At 41.3% G+C, this 20,705-nt stretch carries 21 protein-coding genes; 1 reads left to right on the forward strand and 20 read right to left on the reverse strand.

Going from position 1 to position 20,705, the window contains the following annotated elements:
* Positions 1-68: 68 nt before the first annotated feature.
* The 8 genes from rpsR to LG307_RS21985 all read right to left on the reverse strand — a co-directional run bounded on the left by rpsR (position 69) and on the right by LG307_RS21985 (position 6,767).
* Positions 69-308: a 30S ribosomal protein S18 gene (rpsR, locus tag LG307_RS21950; protein WP_010197852.1), complete on the reverse strand. Its 240-nt coding sequence runs from the start codon at positions 306-308 to the stop codon at positions 69-71.
* A 70-nt stretch (positions 309-378) separates the two neighbouring features.
* Positions 379-900: a single-stranded DNA-binding protein gene (gene ssb, locus LG307_RS21955; RefSeq protein ID WP_404446642.1), complete on the reverse strand. Its 522-nt coding sequence runs from the start codon at positions 898-900 to the stop codon at positions 379-381.
* A gap of 45 nt (positions 901-945) precedes the next feature.
* Positions 946-1,236, reverse strand: coding sequence for a 30S ribosomal protein S6 (gene rpsF / locus LG307_RS21960; protein WP_063559084.1), 291 nt, complete (start codon positions 1,234-1,236; stop codon positions 946-948).
* A 278-nt stretch (positions 1,237-1,514) separates the two neighbouring features.
* Positions 1,515-2,615: a redox-regulated ATPase YchF gene (ychF, locus tag LG307_RS21965; RefSeq protein ID WP_404446645.1), complete on the reverse strand. Its 1,101-nt coding sequence runs from the start codon at positions 2,613-2,615 to the stop codon at positions 1,515-1,517.
* Between the two features lie 169 nt (positions 2,616-2,784).
* The gene (locus tag LG307_RS21970) at positions 2,785-4,419 is read right to left on the reverse strand and encodes an SLC13 family permease (RefSeq protein WP_404446648.1); all 1,635 of its coding nucleotides are present in this window, start codon (positions 4,417-4,419) and stop codon (positions 2,785-2,787) included.
* Positions 4,420-4,546: 127 nt separating this feature from the next.
* Entirely contained in the window at positions 4,547-4,756 is a 210-nt protein-coding gene (locus tag LG307_RS21975; RefSeq protein ID WP_404446650.1) for a DUF951 domain-containing protein, read from the reverse strand.
* Between the two features lie 25 nt (positions 4,757-4,781).
* Positions 4,782-5,666: a mechanosensitive ion channel family protein gene (locus tag LG307_RS21980; protein WP_404446652.1), complete on the reverse strand. Its 885-nt coding sequence runs from the start codon at positions 5,664-5,666 to the stop codon at positions 4,782-4,784.
* An 84-nt stretch (positions 5,667-5,750) separates the two neighbouring features.
* Positions 5,751-6,767, reverse strand: a complete 1,017-nt coding sequence (locus tag LG307_RS21985) for a GerAB/ArcD/ProY family transporter (protein WP_404446655.1) — start codon at positions 6,765-6,767, stop codon at positions 5,751-5,753.
* Positions 6,768-6,866: 99 nt separating this feature from the next.
* Between LG307_RS21985 and yyaC the strand changes: the two genes are divergently transcribed.
* A complete protein-coding gene (gene yyaC / locus LG307_RS21990) occupies positions 6,867-7,502 on the forward strand; it encodes a spore protease YyaC (RefSeq protein WP_404446656.1) in 636 nt (211 codons plus the stop codon).
* A gap of 51 nt (positions 7,503-7,553) precedes the next feature.
* Here the strand turns inward: yyaC and LG307_RS21995 are convergent, their stop codons facing one another.
* The 12 genes from LG307_RS21995 to rpmH all read right to left on the reverse strand — a co-directional run bounded on the left by LG307_RS21995 (position 7,554) and on the right by rpmH (position 19,852).
* On the reverse strand, positions 7,554-8,255 hold the full coding sequence (locus LG307_RS21995; RefSeq protein WP_404446659.1) for a DUF554 domain-containing protein: 702 nt from the start codon (positions 8,253-8,255) through the stop codon (positions 7,554-7,556).
* Positions 8,256-8,324: 69 nt separating this feature from the next.
* Entirely contained in the window at positions 8,325-9,176 is an 852-nt protein-coding gene (locus LG307_RS22000) for a ParB/RepB/Spo0J family partition protein (protein ID WP_404446661.1), read from the reverse strand.
* Positions 9,169-9,930 (reverse strand): ParA family protein, encoded by a 762-nt coding sequence (locus LG307_RS22005; protein ID WP_404446664.1) that lies wholly within the window; start codon positions 9,928-9,930, stop codon positions 9,169-9,171. Before LG307_RS22005 ends, LG307_RS22000 begins: the two co-directional genes overlap by 8 nt.
* 461 nt (positions 9,931-10,391) lie before the next feature.
* On the reverse strand, positions 10,392-11,237 hold the full coding sequence (gene noc / locus LG307_RS22010) for a nucleoid occlusion protein (protein ID WP_404446668.1): 846 nt from the start codon (positions 11,235-11,237) through the stop codon (positions 10,392-10,394).
* A 119-nt stretch (positions 11,238-11,356) separates the two neighbouring features.
* Positions 11,357-12,073 (reverse strand): 16S rRNA (guanine(527)-N(7))-methyltransferase RsmG, encoded by a 717-nt coding sequence (rsmG, locus tag LG307_RS22015; RefSeq protein WP_404446670.1) that lies wholly within the window; start codon positions 12,071-12,073, stop codon positions 11,357-11,359.
* 27 nt (positions 12,074-12,100) lie between these two features.
* Positions 12,101-13,990, reverse strand: a complete 1,890-nt coding sequence (mnmG, locus tag LG307_RS22020) for a tRNA uridine-5-carboxymethylaminomethyl(34) synthesis enzyme MnmG (protein WP_404446673.1) — start codon at positions 13,988-13,990, stop codon at positions 12,101-12,103.
* A gap of 17 nt (positions 13,991-14,007) precedes the next feature.
* Entirely contained in the window at positions 14,008-15,396 is a 1,389-nt protein-coding gene (gene mnmE / locus LG307_RS22025) for a tRNA uridine-5-carboxymethylaminomethyl(34) synthesis GTPase MnmE (RefSeq protein ID WP_404446676.1), read from the reverse strand.
* A 387-nt stretch (positions 15,397-15,783) separates the two neighbouring features.
* A protein-coding gene (locus LG307_RS22030) for an IS3 family transposase (protein ID WP_404446679.1) occupies positions 15,784-17,336 on the reverse strand; the annotation gives its coding sequence in 2 pieces (ribosomal slippage) (positions 15,784-16,700 and positions 16,700-17,336; 1,554 coding nt in all).
* A 209-nt stretch (positions 17,337-17,545) separates the two neighbouring features.
* Positions 17,546-18,184, reverse strand: coding sequence for an RNA-binding cell elongation regulator Jag/EloR (jag, locus tag LG307_RS22035; RefSeq protein WP_404446682.1), 639 nt, complete (start codon positions 18,182-18,184; stop codon positions 17,546-17,548).
* Positions 18,181-18,963 carry a YidC family membrane integrase SpoIIIJ gene (gene spoIIIJ, locus LG307_RS22040; RefSeq protein WP_404446685.1) on the reverse strand — a complete coding sequence of 261 codons (783 nt, stop codon included), beginning with the start codon at positions 18,961-18,963 and terminating at the stop codon, positions 18,181-18,183. Before spoIIIJ ends, jag begins: the two co-directional genes overlap by 4 nt.
* Before the next feature lie 279 nt (positions 18,964-19,242).
* Entirely contained in the window at positions 19,243-19,590 is a 348-nt protein-coding gene (rnpA, locus tag LG307_RS22045) for a ribonuclease P protein component (RefSeq protein ID WP_404446688.1), read from the reverse strand.
* A gap of 127 nt (positions 19,591-19,717) precedes the next feature.
* Positions 19,718-19,852 carry a 50S ribosomal protein L34 gene (gene rpmH, locus LG307_RS22050; RefSeq protein ID WP_010197888.1) on the reverse strand — a complete coding sequence of 45 codons (135 nt, stop codon included), beginning with the start codon at positions 19,850-19,852 and terminating at the stop codon, positions 19,718-19,720.
* Positions 19,853-20,705: the final 853 nt, after the last annotated feature.

Raw genomic sequence — 20,705 nt, forward strand, 5'->3', positions numbered from 1 at the left:
GGCCGACTAGCAAAAAGGAAGGCAGCAAGATATTCTCTCACTGCCTTCCTCTTTATTTATTGGTTGAATTACTCACCAGATACGTATGGTAGTAATGCCATTTGACGAGCGCGTTTGATTGCGATCGTTAATTTACGTTGGTATTTAGCGCTAGTTCCTGTTACACGACGAGGTAAAATTTTACCACGCTCAGAAACGAACTTTTTTAGTACATCAGTATCTTTGTAATCGATATGAGTGATACCGTTAGCTGTGAAATAACAAACTTTACGACGTTTGTTACGTCCACCTCTGCGTCCTCCTGCCATTTTATTCACCTCTTCTTTTTTAGATTTTTCGGCTTATAGAGCCATTTTTATAAAACGATTCCTTCTAGAATTAGAACGGCAAATCGTCATCGGATATATCAATTGGTTGGCCATCGTTCTTAAATGGGTCGTCATCAACACGAGTATAACCTTGGTTGTTGTTATTGCTGCGCTGTTGGTTCTGATCATACCCAAAGTTAGGTGATGAACCATAGCCTTGATTTTGATTTGGATTAGGGCGAGATGCATTTCCAGATCCAGAACCGCCGGATCCCTTAGGCTCCAAGAACTGAACACTTTCTGCCACTATTTCCGTTACGTATACACGTTTTCCATCTTGGCCTTCATAATTGCGTGTCTGAACTCGGCCATCCACTCCAGCGAGGCTTCCTTTTTTTAGGAAGTTTGCTGCGTTTTCGGCTTGTTTTCTCCATATCACACAGTTAATAAAATCAGCTTCGCGTTCGCCCTGCTGATTCTGGAACGCACGATTGACTGCCAATGTAAAAGTAGCAACCGCCACTCCACTTGGGGTATAGCGCAATTCAGGGTCTTTCGTTAAGCGACCGACTAATACTACGCGATTTAACATCAGAACCACTCCTCCTTGAGACGACGTCCATAAAGAGGACAACTATTATTTAACTTCTTTTTTAACAACGATATGACGGATGATGTCTTCGCTGATTTTAGCAAGACGATCAAACTCTTGAACAGCAGCTGGCTCAGCAGCTACGTTTACTAGCATATAGTAGCCGTCGCGGAAATCATTGATTTCGTAAGCTAAGCGGCGTTTGCCCCACTCTTTTGATTCAGAAAGATCTGCACCGTTGTCAGTTAGGATCGTATTGAAACGTTCTGTTAGAGCTTTTTTAGCGTCTTCCTCAATGTTTGGACGGATGATATACATGATTTCGTACTTGTTCATCACAGTCACCTCCTTTTGGTCTAAGCGGCCCTTGGTGGGCAAGGAGCAATCAATTATAAATAATCATTACTCACAAATAAAGATTATACCAGAGGGGTCGATTTTTTGCAACATGTCCTATTAGAACGATTGAATTAGGGTGTAATGTCGTTTTGGCACGAACTTGGGGTGTTTTGGCACGAACTCGATGCATTTCGGCACCAACTTGCCTCATTTTGGCACGAACTTTTCAAAAAACTAAAAAAAGAGAGGAAAACTCCTCTCTCATCTAATAAATATTATACGTTAAAACGGAAGTGGATAACGTCTCCGTCTTTTACGATGTATTCTTTTCCTTCTAGGCGGACTTTACCGGCTTCTTTTGCCGCTGTGTGGGAGCCTGCAGTTAGTAGGTCTTCGTAGGATACCGTTTCGGCACGGATGAATCCGCGCTCAAAGTCGGTATGGATCACACCCGCACATTGTGGTGCTTTCATGCCCGTGCGGAATGTCCATGCACGAACTTCTTGTACCCCTGCAGTGAAGTAAGTTGCAAGGCCGAGCAAGTTGTATGCTGCACGGATCAATTGATCTAGACCGGATTCCTTGATTCCTAACTCTTCAAGGAACATCGCTTTTTCGTCTGCATCTAGTTCTACGATCTCAGACTCGATTTTTGCACAAACTGTGATAACTTCTGCATTATCTTTTTCAGCAAATTCACGAACTTGTTGAACGTATTCGTTATCAGAAGTGTCTGCTACATCGTCTTCGCCAACGTTTGCTACATAAAGGACAGGCTTGCTTGTTAATAGGTGCATACCTTTTAGGTATTTTACCTGCTCGTCCGTTACTTCTACTGTACGTGCTGGAAGCTCATTTTCAAGCGCTTCTTTTACTAGTACAAGCACTTCATGCTCATATACAGCTTCTTTATCTTTTTGCTTCGCCAATTTGGCTACTCGCTCAAGACGCTTATCTACTGATTCTAAATCGGCTAAAATAAGCTCAAGGTTGATCGTTTCGATGTCATTGATCGGGTTCACTCCGCCTGAAACGTGTGTGATGTTGTCATCTGCAAAGCAACGAACCACATGGCAGATTGCATCTACTTGACGAATGTGAGATAAGAACTTGTTTCCAAGGCCTTCCCCTTTGCTTGCGCCTTTAACGATACCGGCAATATCGGTAAACTCGAAGTGTGTTGGTACTGTTTTCTTCGGATTTACAAGTTCTGTTAATTTTTGCAGACGCTCATCCGGAACATCCACGATACCTACGTTCGGATCTATGGTACAGAACGGGTAGTTGGCAGATTCCGCCCCCGCTTGTGTGATTGCATTAAAAAGCGTTGATTTCCCTACGTTTGGAAGACCAACGATACCTGCTGTTAAAGCCATTTTATCCACTCCTAACTTCCGTTAACACATATTTAAACCTCCCACAATTATAGATAGGATGGGAGAAAAAGACAAGCTGTTTATAAGATTGGCCATACTTGGGGTGCTTTTATAAGCAGAAATTTTTTCTATAAAAAGAACCAGCAACAAAGGCTGGTTCTTTCATGCACTACTTTAGTGCATCCGGGAAAACATTTAAGGTGATATCCAAAATAAGCGGAAGAACCAGATAAACGGCAGACACTATGACCAAAATGGCAAAAATGTTAATCCAAAAACCTGCTCGGACCATTTCCGCAATGGTAATTTTTTCTGTTGCAAAGATAATGGCATTCGGCGGTGTACCGACAGGCAACATAAATGCGCAGTTAGCTGCCATGGCAGCCGGGACCATCAGGGCAAAAGGATGCACATTCAATGCAAGTGCAAGGGAGGCGAGGATAGGTAAAATCATGGTTGCGGTTGCAGTATTGGAAGTGATTTCTGTGAGAAACAGGACAACCGCGGTTGTGATGAGAACGATTAATAAAAAGTTCATTCCATCTAAGATCGTTAACTGCTGGCCTACCCAGTCTGCCAATCCGGATTCCTTAAAACCTGTTGCAATAGCGAGTCCCCCTCCAAAAAGGAGTAAAATCCCCCACGGCAATTCTTTGGATACGCTCCAATCCAACAACTTTCCACCTTGATTTGTAGATGGAATCAAGAAGAGTAGGACACCGGCAAGGACCGCAATCATCGTATCGCTGATTCCCGGAATGATATCTGTCCAGATGAACGTTCTTGATATCCACATGAATGCAGCAAAAATAAAGACCGAAAGAACTGCTTTTTCTTCAAAACTCATTTTGCCAAGCTGAACACGTTCATTTTGAATCAACTCTTTGCCACCTGGAAGTTCCTTGAACTTAACCGGAAAGGCAAAATTGACAAGATAATACCATGTGAAAAACAACAGGATGATTACTACTGGCGCTGCAAAGAACAACCAATCGGCAAATGAAATCTCTATATTATATAAAGTCTTTACGGTAGCTGCCAAAATAATATTGGGAGGAGTTCCGATCAGCGTTCCTAATCCACCGATCGTACCGGCAAAGCCAATTCCAAATATGATGGACTTTTCAAAGGCTTTCAGGTTGATATCTTGCTGCTTTACCTTTTTCGCATTCGCTGTAGCCTGGTAAAGAATGGCCGTTCCGATTGGGATCATCATCATGACAGCAGCTGTATTGGACACCCACATGGATAAAAAGCCCGTAGCCAGCATAAAGCCAAGAATGATTCGTTTGGGGCTTGTCCCAATCATCGACACAATGAGTATCGCGATCCGTTTATGCAAATTCCACCTTTCCATAGCGAGCGCGATTAAAAAACCACCCAAAAATAGGAAAATAATAGGATCTCCATAAGAAGAAGCGACGGTATCTCCGTCTATTGCTTGTGTAATGGGCAAAAGAATAAGAGGCAATAATGAAGTGACTGGAATAGGGATGGCTTCGGTAATCCACCATACTGCTATCCAAAGAGTTGTGGCCAACACTGCCTGTGCGCTGTCGGACAGTCCATCTGGAGTGAAAAATAACAGAGTGAGCGCAAATAATAAAGGTCCAAGTAATAGACCGACAAATTGGGCAGGTTTATAATTTGATTGTTTACTAGATTTTGACGGACCTTCTTGTTGAGTCTGTTGCGATCTTTCATTAGAAGGTTGGCTCAACGACGAAAAAAATAAAAGTTGTTTTACTTTGTCATGTGAATTCCAACTAAGATCCCACGCTTGTTTCATGATGGATTTCTGCATGTTATTTTCCCTCCAATTCAAGTAAAGTAAGCGCTAACAATAATGTGCACTTCAAAATCCTTTTTTGTATTAAAAACAGTATAAACAATTAGAAAAATTAGTCAATAACCATAAAAAAAACAGTCCTTTACGACTGCTTTTCCTCCACATTTCTTACTAGTATTTTTTTTATTTTACGAACAAACTCTTTTCTCGGCATCAGAACCGTATGGTCGCAGCCTTCGCATTTAATGCGGATATCCATTCCCATTCGTACTACTTTCCATCTGTTTGTTCCGCATGGGTGTGCTTTTTTCATTTCCACCACATCATGTAAACCGAATTCTTTATCTGTCATTTTCTACACTCCCCACTTTACTGACTTAATTGGAAGCATGCCCTTCTTGCTTTGGTTCCCGGTTATAGAGTACCAGGCGCGGAAATGGAATTTCAATCCCTGCTTCATCCAAACGATTTTTTACTTCCTTCCTGATCGAACGTCCAATATACCAATGCTTCATCGGCAATGTTTCACATGTGATCCTGAGGACAACTTCGGAATTGCCTAATGTTTGAATGCCAAGCAGCTCTGGTGGTTCTGTCATTTCCACATATCTTGCCGGCATTTCTGCAAGTAACTCTTGAATCACTCGCTCCGCTTCTTCTATTTTTCCTTCATATGCAATGCTTACATCCACTACCGCAACACTGTTATGAATGGAGAAATTCGTTAATTCTACAATACTGCCATTGGGCAATATATGCAATTCTCCTGTCCAACTTTTTATTTTCGTGGTTCGAAGGCCGATCTCTTCCACGTATCCTTCAAATGTACCGGTCCTGATATAGTCCCCCACCGAAAATTGGTCTTCGAATATAATAAAAAACCCTGTTATGATATCCCTCACCAAGTTTTGTGCCCCAAAGCCAACAGCTAGGCCAACAATTCCCGCTCCTGCTAAAAGAGCCCTTACATCAATATGGACGATTTCGAGAATCATAATGAATGCGACAAAATAAACCACATAGGTTAACACATTTTGCAACAGTTTTAACAGAGTATTTTCTCTTCGTTCCGATATGCGGATCGGTCCTTTTTCTCTTAATTTCACAAAGTTTTGAATGAGATTTTTCCCTATTTTTATTACCATGCCCGCTACAAAGATAATCAGAATAATTTTGAGCAATCCTTCTCCGATAGAAACCCATAGATCCTCATTTAGGAAGGAATCTTTCATTTGTACTAAAACTCGGTTTGTCCATTCCATATTCGTTTTACCTCGTTATCTTCATTTGTTTACTCCTAGATTCCCCATAAATTACTATTTTACTAAAACAAAAGAAGCATACCCTTACCATTTTTCTCGGTTTTTAATCGGATAAAGCAGGATACAAACGAGCAGATAGAGATTGATTAAGCCAAATAGCGGGTAAAGTATTGCTACGAGGACGGAAAAGCCCACTGCAGTAAAGGGAACCATCAATAAAATGAATAACAAGCACATGAGCCAAAGCGGAATTGGCACGACATTTCGAAATCTTGTAACTAATCCAAGCAATCCGGAGGCCGCTGTGGTATAAATTGCCACCCAAAGTAGAATGGTCATAAAGAATAGCATGTAAAATGGATAGCTCTGTATGATGGCAAAGAGGGGGATTTCAAATAGTCCCAGTTTACTTTGTACCAATATAAGAGTTTGGTTATAGAAAAGCGAGATGACTCCCAAAATGACCCCGCTCCCAATACTTGCAATGATAACTTCCCCTTTGCCTTTCACTTCTTTTCCTATGGCAGATAAAACAGCAACAAGCGGAAGGATATTCAACGCTGTAAAGGTGAACCCAGCTGGCCAGTTGCTTTGTTTAAGCACAGAGGTCGGCACTGCATCCGGACTATTGAGTACCGCATCGATCAGCACATAGGCTAAGGTCAACACAATGATTGGGATAATCACGACATTCACCGTTACCATCCCTTTTACATCATAAACAAACAAGACAATCAATAAGAAGCAAATGATCGCAATTCCTGCCCAATAAGGAATGGAAAACACTTGTAACGCCGCTCCGCCACCTGCCAACATCACGACCGTGGTGGTAAATAAGTACACGACCATCACTATATTGTATAAATATGATGCTCTCGCTCCGACAAGCTTTCTTAAAACGGGAGAGAAATGCTCAGACTGTTCCTTGCTGCTGATTTGCAGGATCACATAGCATGAAATGATAAAGAACAGGGTGAATAAAAGAATGGCTAGTCCGCTTTCCGAACCAAAAAATTGCCAAAGTTCCCGGCCGGATGCATAACCTGCGCCAATCACTGTACCCAATATTAAAAACATCCAGCGAAACCCGTTTTTCCACATACATGCAACCCCCTAAAATATCCGAAAATAAAAAAGTGGACGTATAGTTTCCCATAAATAGTCGTATACTGTTACTACTATTAAGAAGGAGTGGAACCTATGAATCTTAAATCTAATTTTTTTGAGAAGAAAGGAGGCAATATTCGTATTGCTCATGATGAAGTAAATGCATATAAGGAACTTGCACTTACTTTACACTCCAACCTTCCCACAAGCCTTGTATACCGCCCCATCGTAATTGTTTGCATTGGCACTGACCGGTCAACAGGAGATTCTCTGGGACCACTAGTCGGTACAAAGCTTCAAGATAAAAAGCTTGACCATGTTCATGTATATGGCACGTTAGATGACCCTATTCATGCCGTCAACCTAGAAGAGAAGCTTGCATATATTCAGGCAAAACACCTTACTCCCTTTGTCATTGGGATTGATGCGTGTCTTGGCAGGTTGAAAAGTGTAGGACAAATTACCATAGGAGAAGGTCCGGTCATGCCTGGAGCTGGAGTGAAGAAGGATTTGCCTCCGGTAGGGGATATGCATATCACGGGAATCGTAAATGTCAGCGGATTTATGGAATTCTTCGTTTTACAGAACACAAGATTAAGTCTGGTCATGAAAATGGCAACCGTGGTCGCGCAATCCATTCAAGAGTTGGACAGATCCATTGAACGGAAGAATTTCCTTGCTTCTGCTGCCAGAGATGCAGAACCGCCATTTATTCAAACTCAAGAATAGAAAAGAGGCCGACCAATAAGCAGTCGACCTCGTAAAAAATAATAGATTACATCATAAAAAGTATTGAATGAGCACAAGTCCTGCTGCTACCAAAATACCCGGAAGCAGGTTGGCCACTCGAATAGCTGTTACACCTATGATGTTCATTCCAATAGCCATAATCATCACCCCTCCGGTAGCGGTGATCTCGAAAATGAGCAACTCCAGTAAATCAGGTGGGACAAACAGGTCTATTTGAGTAGCAAATAAAGCGATACTTCCTTGATATATCATAACTGGGATGGCGGAAAACAGGACGCCGATACCTAATGTCGTAGCCAGAACAATACTTGTGAATCCGTCAATAATAGATTTTGTATATAGCACTTGATGATCGCCTCTAAGTCCACTATCCAAAGAACCGACAACCGACATTGCTCCGATAACAAAGATGAGCGTAGCCGTCACAAACCCCTTTGATACGGAGCCCTGCTGTTTTGACCCCATCTTTCGTTCCAGCCAATTGCCGACATTGTTCAGCTTCCGGTCCAGGTTAATCCATTCACCAAGTACCGCTCCTACTACCAAACTGATGATAACAATGAGAAATTCATTACTCTTAAAACCCATTTGTGCTCCAAGTAAAAATACGGCAAGGCCAATGACTTTCATCACTGTTTCTTTCGTATTTTCCGGTATACGGGTGAAGATCTTCCCTATTAATGTACCTAGCACAATACATAACCCATTAACAATGGTTCCTAATAAAACCACTCTTTTGCCCCATTTCTATTAAAAGTAACGCTATCCAAAAAAGCAAACCACCATGTAGTGATCTGCTTTTTATTCTTCTGACTGAGCCAACAATTCCAACAATCTGTTTAAATCATCATCAGAGAAAAATTCAATCTCAATTTTACCCTTGTTTTTAGTGCGTTTAATAAAGACAGAAGTGCCAAAACGCTCACGCAAAACGGATTCATGATCCTTTAGGAAAATATCCTTTTCCTCCGAGTCTTTTTTCGTTTCACGTGGAACACCTTCATTCAACTGCTGAATCAACTGTTCTAACTGACGAACATTTAAATGCTCTTGCAACACTTTGTCAATGACCGCTTTTAATTTCTCTTTCCTTTTTAGCCCCAACAATGCCCGGCCGTGTCCCATGGATAGTTTTCCATCGTTCATCAGCTCCTGCACAGATTTCGGAAGAGATAATAGCCGGATATGATTCGCAATATGCGGCCTGCTTTTCCCAAGCCTGCTTGCTAACTGTTCTTGTGTCAGTTCCAGCTTCATCATCAGGGATTGATAGGCAGCGGCCTCTTCAATCGGCGTAAGGTCCTCGCGTTGCAAGTTCTCCAGAAGAGCAAGTTCCATCATTTGCTGTTCTGTCAAAGAGCGTACCACAACAGGAACTTTAGTCAGTTTTGCTTCTTTTGCGGCACGGAACCGGCGTTCCCCAACGACGATTTCGTATCCCTTAATGCTCTTACGAACAATAATTGGCTGAAGGATTCCGTGCTGCAAGATCGATTCTTTTAATTCTTCAATTGCTTCTGGCTCAAAGTATTTACGAGGCTGGTAGGGGTTTGGTCGCACTTCCTTGATACTGATTTCCTGAACGGCTTCTTCCTTGGAAGCTTCAATGGAAGGAAACAGAGCATTTATGCCTTTACCTAATCCTTTACCCATGTGTCACCACTTCCTTTGCTAATTCTAAGTAAACTTCCGCTCCACGTGACTTAGGATCATAAATAATGATGGGTTCTCCATGGCTTGGCGCTTCACTCAAACGAACATTACGAGGAATAATGGTTCGATACACTTTATCCTGAAAATACTTTTTCACTTCTTCTATAACTTGAATACCCAAATTCGTTCTGGCATCGAGCATCGTTAGCAAGACACCATCGATCATAAGTTCTTTATTTAAATGTTTCTGTACGAGTCTTACCGTATTTAATAGCTGACTTAATCCTTCGAGTGCATAATATTCGCATTGTACCGGAATCACAACTGCATCAGAAGCCGTTAAAGCATTGATGGTTAATAAGCCCAAAGATGGGGGACAATCGATGATTATGTAGTCATAAAGATGCTTCACATCATCTAATGCTCTTTTTAAACGTACTTCTCTTGAAATAGTAGGAACTAGTTCAATTTCAGCACCTGCGAGTTGTATGGTTGCAGGGATGATGGAAAGGTTTTCTACCTTTGTTGGAAGAATGGCCTTTTTTGCTTCTACATCCTCTACTAAAATATCATATATACACTGATGGACTTCTGCTTTTTCGATTCCCACTCCACTAGTGGCGTTTCCTTGTGGGTCCACATCTACTAAAAGCACTCTTTTACCAATGTAGGCTAAACAAGCACCTAAGTTAACTGATGTAGTTGTTTTTCCAACTCCACCTTTTTGGTTAGCAATAGCAATAATTCTGCCCATGCTGTCACCTGCCTTCAGAAAAGAACATACTTTTTATTCGTTAGTACGGGATTACGCCGCTGTTGATTTCCGCACTGGGCTTCGCTTTCCTAGGGGCGGTGCTTGGGCCTCCTCACAACGCTTCAGGGGTCTCAAGCTACCGCTATCTCCCTCAGGAGTCTTCGCCTCGTGCTCCAATCAACAGCTAGAAACTACTTTATAGTTAAAGATTCTACTTAACAGGACTTTTTGTTTCTCATTTATTTTATCATGAATTGACAGAAATTTAACTTGTTTTTGAGAATAAATATCGGGGAGGTGGTGGGGGGGAAATTGTCGAAGAATGTTTCTCGGGAAATAATGGTGTTGAAGGTGTAAAAAAGATGGCTTCGCTTATTATCTATCTGGACGCAGCTACTAGTATAAGTACTAGATTGCTAGGTTTTGGATAAATAACGGCGAAGGCCACCTTGGTAGTGGTATTATTTTTTCGGTATCCGGATTGTGAATTGGTAATATTCTTCGGTTTCTTCTTCCTGTGAGTCCAGCTTGATGCCGCTGTCGTTTACCATTGTAAGTGATTGGCGGATTGTGTTCATCGCAATTCGCATATCTTTACTGAAGGCTTTACGCTTAGCCTTTGGTTTTGGATTAGCAGCTTCGAGCAGTTTTACCACGCGTTCTTCTGTTTGCTTAACATTCAATTGCTTTTCCAAAATTTCAGCAAGCACGGCCACTTGTTTTTCCGGCGACTTTAGCGGAATTAGGGCACGAGCATGACGCTCGGTGATTTTTTTCTGAAGCAGGGCATCCTGAATTTCAGAAGGCAGCTTTAATAAACGCAGCTTGTTAGCCACAGTGGATTGACCTTTTCCTAAGCGTTGGGCCAATGCTTCCTGTGTCAGACTATGCAATTCCAACAGCTTGGAATAAGCGATTGCTTCTTCAATTGCAGATAATTCCTCGCGTTGAAGGTTTTCAATAAGGGCAACAGAGGCTGTTTCTGCATCGTTAAATTCTTTCACAATGGCAGGAATGGCTTCCCATCCTAGCTTCTGAACAGCTCTCCAACGGCGTTCCCCAGCAATGATTTCATATTTGCCCTCATCAAATTGACGGACAACAATAGGTTGAATAATACCGTGTGTCCGGATCGTCAAAGATAACTCTTCTATTCTTTCATCTACAAAAACAGTACGTGGTTGGTATCTATTCGGAACAATGTCCTTTACAGCTACCTGCATAATTTTATCATGATCAGTCTTTTCTACTATTTCCTGTTCTTCTTTTTCGCCAATTCCAAAAAAACGAGAGAACGGAGACTTCATAGTTCCACCACCTTATGGATAGAATCCCTATTAACGTAATTCGCTTTTCACGCTAATAAGTCCTGTTTTTCCGATCAAAATGTTTCACATGAAACGAGTTTTTGTACGCACAAATATTTTTATTCTAATGGTTGTTTGTTCGGTGTACCTGGTTTGCGGGGGTACTTCTTAGGTGTAGACTTGATTTTATTGATGATTAGGATATTTCGTTCACTTTCCTCGAGCGGCAAGGAAAAAGAATGCACCTTTTCTAGTTTACCACCTAAAATTTGCAAAGCTTTTTTCCCTTTTTCAAGTTCCTCGCTTGCAGCCGCAGCCTTCATCGGCACAAACATACCGCCTTCTTTTACCAATGGCAGGCAAAGTTCACTTAATACAGATAAACGTGCCACTGCCCTTGCGGTAACAAGATCAAATTTCTCGCGATAGTCTGCATTTTTCCCGAATGTTTCCGCTCTGTCATGAACAAAATGAACATTTTTTAAACCAAGCTCGCTTGCAAGGTTCTGTAAAAATGTTATGCGCTTATTAAGCGAGTCCACGATGGTGACTTTAAGGTTCGGAAAACATATTTTCAGAGGAATACTAGGAAAACCAGCACCCGCTCCTACATCACATAGAGATAATTCTTGAGTTAGATCGACATAGAACGATGCGGTAATGGAGTCGTAGAAATGTTTAAGATAAACCTCTTCTTCATCCGTGATGGCAGTAAGATTCATCTTTTCATTCCATTCCACTAACAGCTTGTAATATGTATCAAATTGAGAAAGCTGTTGAGAAGAAAGGGAAATCCCTTTCTCCTCCAACAGGGAAATAAATTGTGCTTTATTCATGTGTTCGTATCCTTTCTATCGTTGGATTTACTCGTTGGATACTTTGGCGATCCGACCTTGTTCCAAATAAACAAGCAAAATGGAAACGTCTGCTGGATTTACCCCAGATATCCTGGAAGCCTGGGCAACGGATAAAGGACGCACTTCTTTTAGCTTCTGCCTTGCTTCGTTCGCAAGTCCGTGAATGTCATCATAATCGATGTTTTCCGGTATTCTCTTGTTTTCCATCTTCTTCAGGCGATCCACCTGTTGAAGGGATTTTTGAATATAGCCTTCATACTTCACTTGAATTTCCACTTGTTCTGCTACATCTGGAGAAATATCCATTTCCGCTGGTACCATCTGATGAATATGGGTATAGGTCATCTCAGGACGTTTCAAAAGATCTGCTGCCCTGATGCCGTCTTTCAGTTCACTTCCACCGGCTTCTCTGATGATAGACTGAACCTTTTCATTCGGTTTAATGATGATCGATTGCAGGCGTTCTTTTTCTGCTTCGATTTCTTGTTTTTTTGCGACAAACTTTTCGTATCGTTCCGGGGAAATAAGGCCAATTTTATGTCCGATTTCCGTTAAACGCAGGTCTGCATTGTCATGACGCAAGAGCAAGCGATATTCCGCACGAGAAGTAAGCAGTCGATACGGTTCATTAGTACCTTTCGTAACAAGGTCATCGATCAGTACGCCGATATAAGCATCGGAACGGCTTAAGATGAGGTCTTCTTCACCAAGGGCACGTCTTCCGGCATTGATACCCGCCATAATTCCTTGCCCGGCCGCTTCCTCGTACCCCGAGGTCCCGTTGATTTGACCAGCTGTATAAAGGTTTTGCACTCTTTTTGTTTCAAGTGTCGGCCATAATTGCGTTGGGACAATGGCATCATATTCAATGGCATACCCGGCTCGCATCATGCGGACATTTTCTAATCCCGGAATAGTGGAAAGGATTTTACGCTGTACATCTTCCGGAAGACTTGTGGAAAGTCCCTGTACATATACTTCTTGCGTATTTCTTCCTTCTGGCTCTAGGAAAATCTGATGTCTAGGCTTGTCGTTGAATCGCACCACTTTATCCTCAATGGATGGGCAATATCTCGGCCCGGTCCCTTTAATCATCCCGGAATACATCGGGGAACGGTGGAGATTGTCATCAATTAGTTGGTGTGTTTCTGCACTAGTATAAGTTAACCAGCAAGGTAGCTGATCGGTGATATATTCCGTTGTTTCATAGGAAAACGCACGGGGCACATCATCGCCTGGTTGTATTTCCGTTTTACTGTAGTCAATGGATGCACTATTTACACGTGGAGGAGTACCCGTTTTAAACCGTACCAAATCAAACCCTAGCTCTTCCAAATGCTCCGAAAGCGTGATAGAAGGCTGTTGATTATTTGGTCCGCTTAAATATTGAAGTTCTCCAAGGATAATTTTCCCGCGCAGGAATGTTCCTGTCGTGATTACAACCGTCTTGGATTCATAGATGGCACCTGTTTGCGTGATAACACCTTTGCATATGCCGTCCTCAACGATCAACTTTTCGACCATTCCTTGCAGAAGCGTGATATTTTCTTCGTTCTCAATGGTTTTTTTCATTTCATGCTGGTAAAGGAATTTATCTGCCTGTGCCCGCAATGCACGGACAGCAGGTCCTTTACCTGTATTCAACATACGCATTTGAATATGCGTCTTATCAATGTTTTTCCCCATTTCTCCACCAAGCGCATCAATTTCGCGCACAACGATCCCTTTAGCGGGTCCGCCGACAGATGGATTACATGGCATAAAAGCAACCATATCCAGGTTAATGGTCACCATTAACGTTTTCGCTCCCTGACGAGCTGCTGCCAGTCCTGCTTCTACCCCTGCATGACCAGCACCAATTACTATTACATCATAGGAACCTGCATGATATTCCATGTGTGTTCCCTCCTATCCTATTTACCTAAGCAAAATTGTGAGAACAACTGATCAATCAGGCTTTCATGTACTGCATCCCCGATTACTTCACCAAGTATTTCCCACGTTCTTGTTAAATCTATTTGTACAATGTCTATTGGCACGCCGCTTTCCATTCCTTCTATTGCATCTTCCAATGCTTGTTGGGCTTGCGTAATCAGACCGATATGACGAGAGTTGGAGACATATGTCATATCGCCTGCTTCTAAGTCTCCTTGGAAGAACATTGAAGAAATGGCCTCTTCTAATTCATCAATTCCCTGTTCTTCTTTTAAAGAAGTGGAAATGACCGTATGCTGATTGGCAAGCACTGTCACTTGCTCTAAATCTATTCTTGCAGGCAGGTCGGTTTTATTTACAATCACAATGACATCCATGCCCTTAACCGCTTCAAACAACTGCTTGTCCTCGTCTGTAAGGTCATCATTGTTATTTAACACTAGTAATATCAGGTCTGCCTTTTTCAAGACTTCTCTTGATCTCTCGACACCGATACGCTCTACGATATCTTCTGTTTCCCGGATACCTGCAGTATCCACCAGGCGCAGTGGTACACCACGGACGCTTACATATTCCTCAATGACATCACGTGTTGTCCCGGGAATATCGGTTACGATTGCCTTATTCTCATGAACGAGGCTGTTCAATAACGATGATTTCCCGACATTTGGCCGTCCAATGATAACGGTAGAAAGACCTTCTCTTAATATCTTACCCTGTTGGGAGGTTTGTAACAGCTTTTCCAATTCTTCTTTTACATAGGAAGACTTTTCAAGCAATAATTGATGGGTCATTTCTTCGACATCATCATATTCCGGATAGTCGATGTTAACTTCTACATGCGCCAGTGTTTCTAAAATTTCTTGGCGAAGTTTCTGAATCAGTTTGGATAATCGGCCTTCCATCTGACCTAACGCCACATTCATCGCTCGGTCTGTTTTGGCACGAATCAGATCCATTACTGCTTCTGCCTGGGAAAGATCAATCCGGCCGTTTAAAAAGGCACGCTTGGTAAATTCACCAGGTTCGGCAAGCCTTGCTCCCCTGCTTAAAACGAGTTGAAGCAATTTATTGACGGAAACTATTCCGCCGTGGCAGTTAATTTCCACCACATCTTCTCTTGTAAAAGTCTTTGGTCCCCGCATTACCGAAACCATTACTTCTTCTATTGTCTTTTCCGTTTTTGGATCTACGATATGTCCGTAGTGAATGGTATGAGAGGCAACATCTTTCATTTTCTTGGATGACGGGGTGACTAAAATTTCATCAATGATTCGGAACGCTTCGTCTCCGCTCAGGCGGACAATGGCGATCGCTCCTTCCCCCATCGGAGTCGAAATAGCTGCTATCGTGTCAAACTCATACATATCATTCACCTCATTTCTTTTTCTTTTTGTTTCTTCTATATCAATGTAAAATAGTCGTCCTTTAACTTACTAAGGTTAGCATAATTCTTGTGTCTTTTAAAGTATTCCTGTTCGACAGTTATCCACAAAAATTTCCCGAGAGCTTCGTTTGTCATCAATTATTTTAACTTATCCACATGTGAATAACAATAAACAAATCTCGCACAGTTGTTTCATCAGTTTGGCCTAAGTATCTGTTCGCTAAAACAAATCTTGGGATTTTAGAACTTGCTGTTCCTTTTAGCCGTTTTTTTCAGTGAAGACTTCACTTCTCCTTTTTTCTTGTCACTGAGGTCTTCATTATGAACTGCCCCCTGTCAAGTAGACACTTGAAATAATAAAACAAGACTAAGCTGTCTTAGCTCTGTATTCTAAAGGGCTAAGGCCGTTTAATCGTTTTTGATAGCGGTCATGATTATAAAAATGAATGTACTCATCAATCGCCTCTTTTAGGTCCTCAAACGTTTCATATTTCTCCAAATAATACTTCTCACATTTCAATGTCCCCCAAAAAGACTCTATTGGACCATTATCAATACATCGTCCAACTCGGGACATACTATGAGTCATCTTTCCCATATCCATTTTTCTTTTGAATTCAAGGTGGGTATATTGAAATCCTCGATCACTATGCAAAAGCGGTTGTTCACCATTCAACATGGCAGTTGCTTGATCCAATGTTTTAAACACTAGCTGATTGTTATTTTTACGTCCTAAAACATAACTAATAATAGCCCCATCATATAAATCTCGGATGGCACTCAAATAAGCCTTTGTGGCCTTACCGAACTTAAATTCCGTAACGTCCGTCACCCATTTTTCATTTGGTTTTTTCGCTTGGAATTCGCGATTTAAAAGGTTCTGTGCAACATGATTAGGGGTCGCTTTTTTGTAACGGCTCTTTTTTCTTCGAATAATGCTTTGAATGCCTAAAACACGCATTAACCTATAGATTCGTTTATGGTTATAAGATCTTCCTAACCTTCGATTCAACGTAATGGTCACTCTACGATAACCATAAATCCCCTTCACTTTTTCAAATAAAGTAGTAATCTCTTTCATTAACTTTTCACTTTCCCGTTCACGTTTTGAAGGCTCACGCTTCAACCATTTGTAATAGGCAGACCGGGCAATCTCCGCAATGTCACAGAGCATAACGATAGAAAACCCTTCTTCCTGTTCCAGTTCCTGAATAGCTAAGTATTTCGCCTCATGGCGAATCTGACTTATTTTTGCCTCCTTTCGATCTCCTCTAACTTTTTTAGAAATGCGTTCTCTGCTCGCAATCGTTCATTTTCCCTTTCAAGCCTCTTCATCTCTCGTTGTATCTTCTGTTCAGGAGAAAGTTCCACTTCTTCCTTCTTCCGCCCACGTTTATCTTGGAGGGCTTCTTCGCCACCATTCTCATATTTTTTCACCCATTGATACACTTGTTGGTAAGAGACCTGAAAGGTCTCAGCTGCCTTATGAAAATCCATGCCGTTCTCTAGATAATAGTGCACAATCTCTATTCGTTCATTTAAGGTAGTTTTTCTTTTGTTAGTCATAGTGAACTTCCTTCCTTTTGAAGTATCTTTTAGCTCTCTATGACTATTATAATTCTTAATCCATTTCTGGAGGACAGATTTACTTGAAATTTCATACTTCCTCACAAGTTCTTTTTGAGAGTGCCCCCCGTTAAGGTATTCCTGGACTACCTTCAGCTTAAATTCCTTAGAATACTCCTTTGAGGTAGGGTATAAGCCGTTCTCCCCCAGACTTTCATATCTATCTATCCAATTATATATTGTGGATGGACTAACGTTATTTATATGGGCTAAATCTGTAATAGTGTGAGTACGATTTTCCCAAGTCCTTATGACGTTGATTTTGATATCGAAAGAGTTAGTTTTTTTTGACATAATAAATACTCCCCTTAGCAGAAACAGATTTTTGTTATTTAATCTGTCTACTTAAAAGGGAGCATATCATCACGGCGATGAGGACTTCTCTTCTCCTTTTTACCTCTGCACCGGGTCTTCTTCACGACGTTGAAATGAAGCATTACCCTGACGACCCTAAAAAAAACGGCTGGCCCTTATTTTTAGGGGCAGCCGTTTTAGTTTTTGGATTATCTTTTTGCGACTTTGTTCTTTTTTGTGGTGATGACAAGGGAGCGGTTCGGTTCTTTGCCGACGGAGTAGGTTTCTACTTCCGGGTAGGCAGAGATGATCGAGTGCATCACCTTGCGTTCAAAAGAAGGCATCGGTTCCAGATGTACATCCTGTTTTGTTTTTATTGCTTTTTGTGCAAGTCGCTCTGCAAGCTGCTCCAGGGTTTCCCGGCGTTTCTGGCGGTATCCTTCCGCATCAATGGCAACATTTAGATACTGATGGGAGTAGCGATTTGCGACAATTTGCGTTAAATATTGAAGGGAATTAAGGGTTTGTCCCCTTTTTCCGATGATTAGTGCGGTTTTTTCGCCACTGATGCCGATGAAGATATTTCTACCTTCCACCTTTACATCCAGTTCAGCGACAATATTCATTTCAGTAAGAACTTTTTTCAAGAAATTCGTTGATTCTTCGATCGGGTCATGCTTCAATTTGACGGTTACAACACTAGGTTTTGAGCCAAACAATCCGAAGAGACCTTTCTTGCCTTCGTCAACGATTGTAATTTCTGCACGGTCTTTTGATGTGTTTAGTTGAGCTAAAGCAGATTGGACAGCTTCCTCGACTGTTGGACCAGTTGCAGTTATTTCTTTCACTTTTTCGTTCCTCCTGCAGTTCCAGCAGCTGTTTCTTTTGCTTTTCTCAGCTCCGGTCCTTTAATAAAGTAAGTTTGAACAATCATAAAGATGTTACCCACTACCCAGTATAGGGAAAGTGCCGCAGGGAAGTTGATCGCGAATACTACGATCATGATTGGCATGATCCAAAGCATCATCACCATCTGCGGGTTGTTGTCCATACCAGCCATCATGATTTTTTGCTGGATGAATGTCGTGATACCAGCAACAACAGGAAGGATGAAGTATGGATCTGGATCTCCCAAGTCAAACCACATGAAATTATGGTTGGCAATTTCCGTTGTACGAGTAATCGCATGGAAAAATCCAATAAGGATCGGCATTTGAACCAATAATGGGAAACATCCGGCAAGCGGGTTCACACCATGCTTTTGGAAAAGACCCATTGTCTCTTGTTGCAATTTTTGTTGTGTCTTTTGGTCTTTGGAGCTATATTTTTCACGAAGTGCTTTCATTTCCGGTTGTAAGGCTTGCATCGCCTTTGCATTCTTTGTTTGCTTTATCATCAACGGTAAGATAGCAAATCGGATTAATAACGTGACAATAATAATAGATAAACCGTAGTCATTGTTTAATAGTTCTGCAAAATAAGTAATCAGCCAAGATAGCGGATAAACCACGTACTCGTTCCAGAAGCCTTCGCTCTCATTAGTGATCGGCTGGTTGATTTCTGTACAGCCTGATAGTAAAGCTACAAGTCCGATAAGGGCCGTTAGTAGCCATATTCGATTTTTCAACCTCTTTTTCCTCCTTTTTACACAAAAAAAATGATTCCTTTTACATCCTATCATTTTTATCTGACAAATTGAATATATGTCACACTTCCAACACATTTTTTCCTGCTCTCATTAACACCGCTTTTGATTTCCGCAAATGGCTTCGCTTTCCTGGGGGCGCTGCTGGAGCCTCCTCGGCAAGCCTGCGGGTCTCCACCTAGCGCTATCTCCCACAAGAGTCTTCGCCTTTTGCTCCAATCAAAAGCTATAAACTTAGGGGAATTACAAATCTCTTAAAGTTTATTTCTTAGCAGAAAGTGTCGGGAGTTTTCTTATGACGTGTTGTAGGCTTTTTTTAACTTCTTCAAATGACATGTCTGCAGCTGGTTTTCGGGCGATCACGACGATGTCGACGCCACCAGGCAGTTGCTCTTTCATTTCGTGGATTGCTTGTCTGACAAGCCGCTTGATCCGATTCCTTGTTACAGCGTTTCCAATTTTCTTGCTGACAGATAAGCCGATCCGGAATACAGGTTGGTCGGCCTTCTGCGCAGCATATATGACAAATTGCCGATTAGCCATCGACTTTCCTTTTTGGAACACATGTTGGAACTCTTTATTTTTTTTGATTCTTTGTTCTTTCCTCAATGTGTCTCCTCCTGCCTTACACAAATCCTCTAATTCGGTCCTATTTCAACATTCTTTCTCAATTCCCGCGAAAAAATAACCGGAATATGCCCGAAATAGTAAAAAAGACCACTGACAGTCAGTGGCCTTATGCTGATAATACTTTTCTTCCTTTGCGACGACGACGTGCAAGAACTTTACGTCCATTTGCAGAACTCATACGCTCACGGAAACCGTGTACTTTACTACGTTTACGATTATTTGGTTGAAACGTTCTTTTCATTACTATGACACCTCCCTGAGGATACTTCAAAATCTAAGTGGAAAAACACCTCTATATGATCGATAGACATTTATAAGCCGTTTTTCAACACCACTGGAAAGTCTTGCTTTCCTATAATATAAAATTTCTTTACAGACAGTCTTACTAATTATAGAGAATATATCATCGGAATGTCAACTTCCCAAATGTAAGTATAAATTCCACAGCCTCACAAAGCAACCCTTTCTTTTTATATAGTAAAAACTAACAACAATATTTAATAGATCAAACCAACAACAAAAATTAAAAAAGGTGCCAAAGGTGCCTGACCCCGAAAACAAATACCCAATCTTCCACACAAATTTAAAAATCGGGGTCTGGAACCATAAAAGGGGACTGACCCCTTTTATGCATCTAACTTTTTTCTACCTGTGAATAACTTTTTTCGCTATTTTTCGTCATCCACAGCACTTATCGACAAGGTTTACACAGTATCTTGTGTTGTGGAAAACTTTTCTCCACAATTTGTGGTAGTTGTGGATAATATCAAAAAGCAATTGCAACACAAGGATTTTTTTGATATTATTATTGTGTTTTCACTCTTAATAAATGGTTGACCGAAAATAGTTTTCCACAGACTGTGGATAAGATGTGGATAGTTATTCAAGGGTGTGTGTAAGTATTTGTCCACAGGTGTGGTTTTTTGTCGAAAACTACTTTTCTACTATATAATATCTTTTTCACAGTATACGAATGAATAAACATACAACGGGTGTTTTTCTAGCAGAGTGTTTGTTGAACAAAACTTGTACAGATAAGCACTTTTTTCTATTGAATTAAGGTTGTCTAGATAAAAACGAAAGGGGGATTCATG

Origin of the sequence: Sutcliffiella horikoshii, assembly GCF_044809035.1 — a bacterium.
Classification (GTDB): domain Bacteria; phylum Bacillota; class Bacilli; order Bacillales; family Bacillaceae_I; genus Sutcliffiella_A; species Sutcliffiella_A horikoshii_G.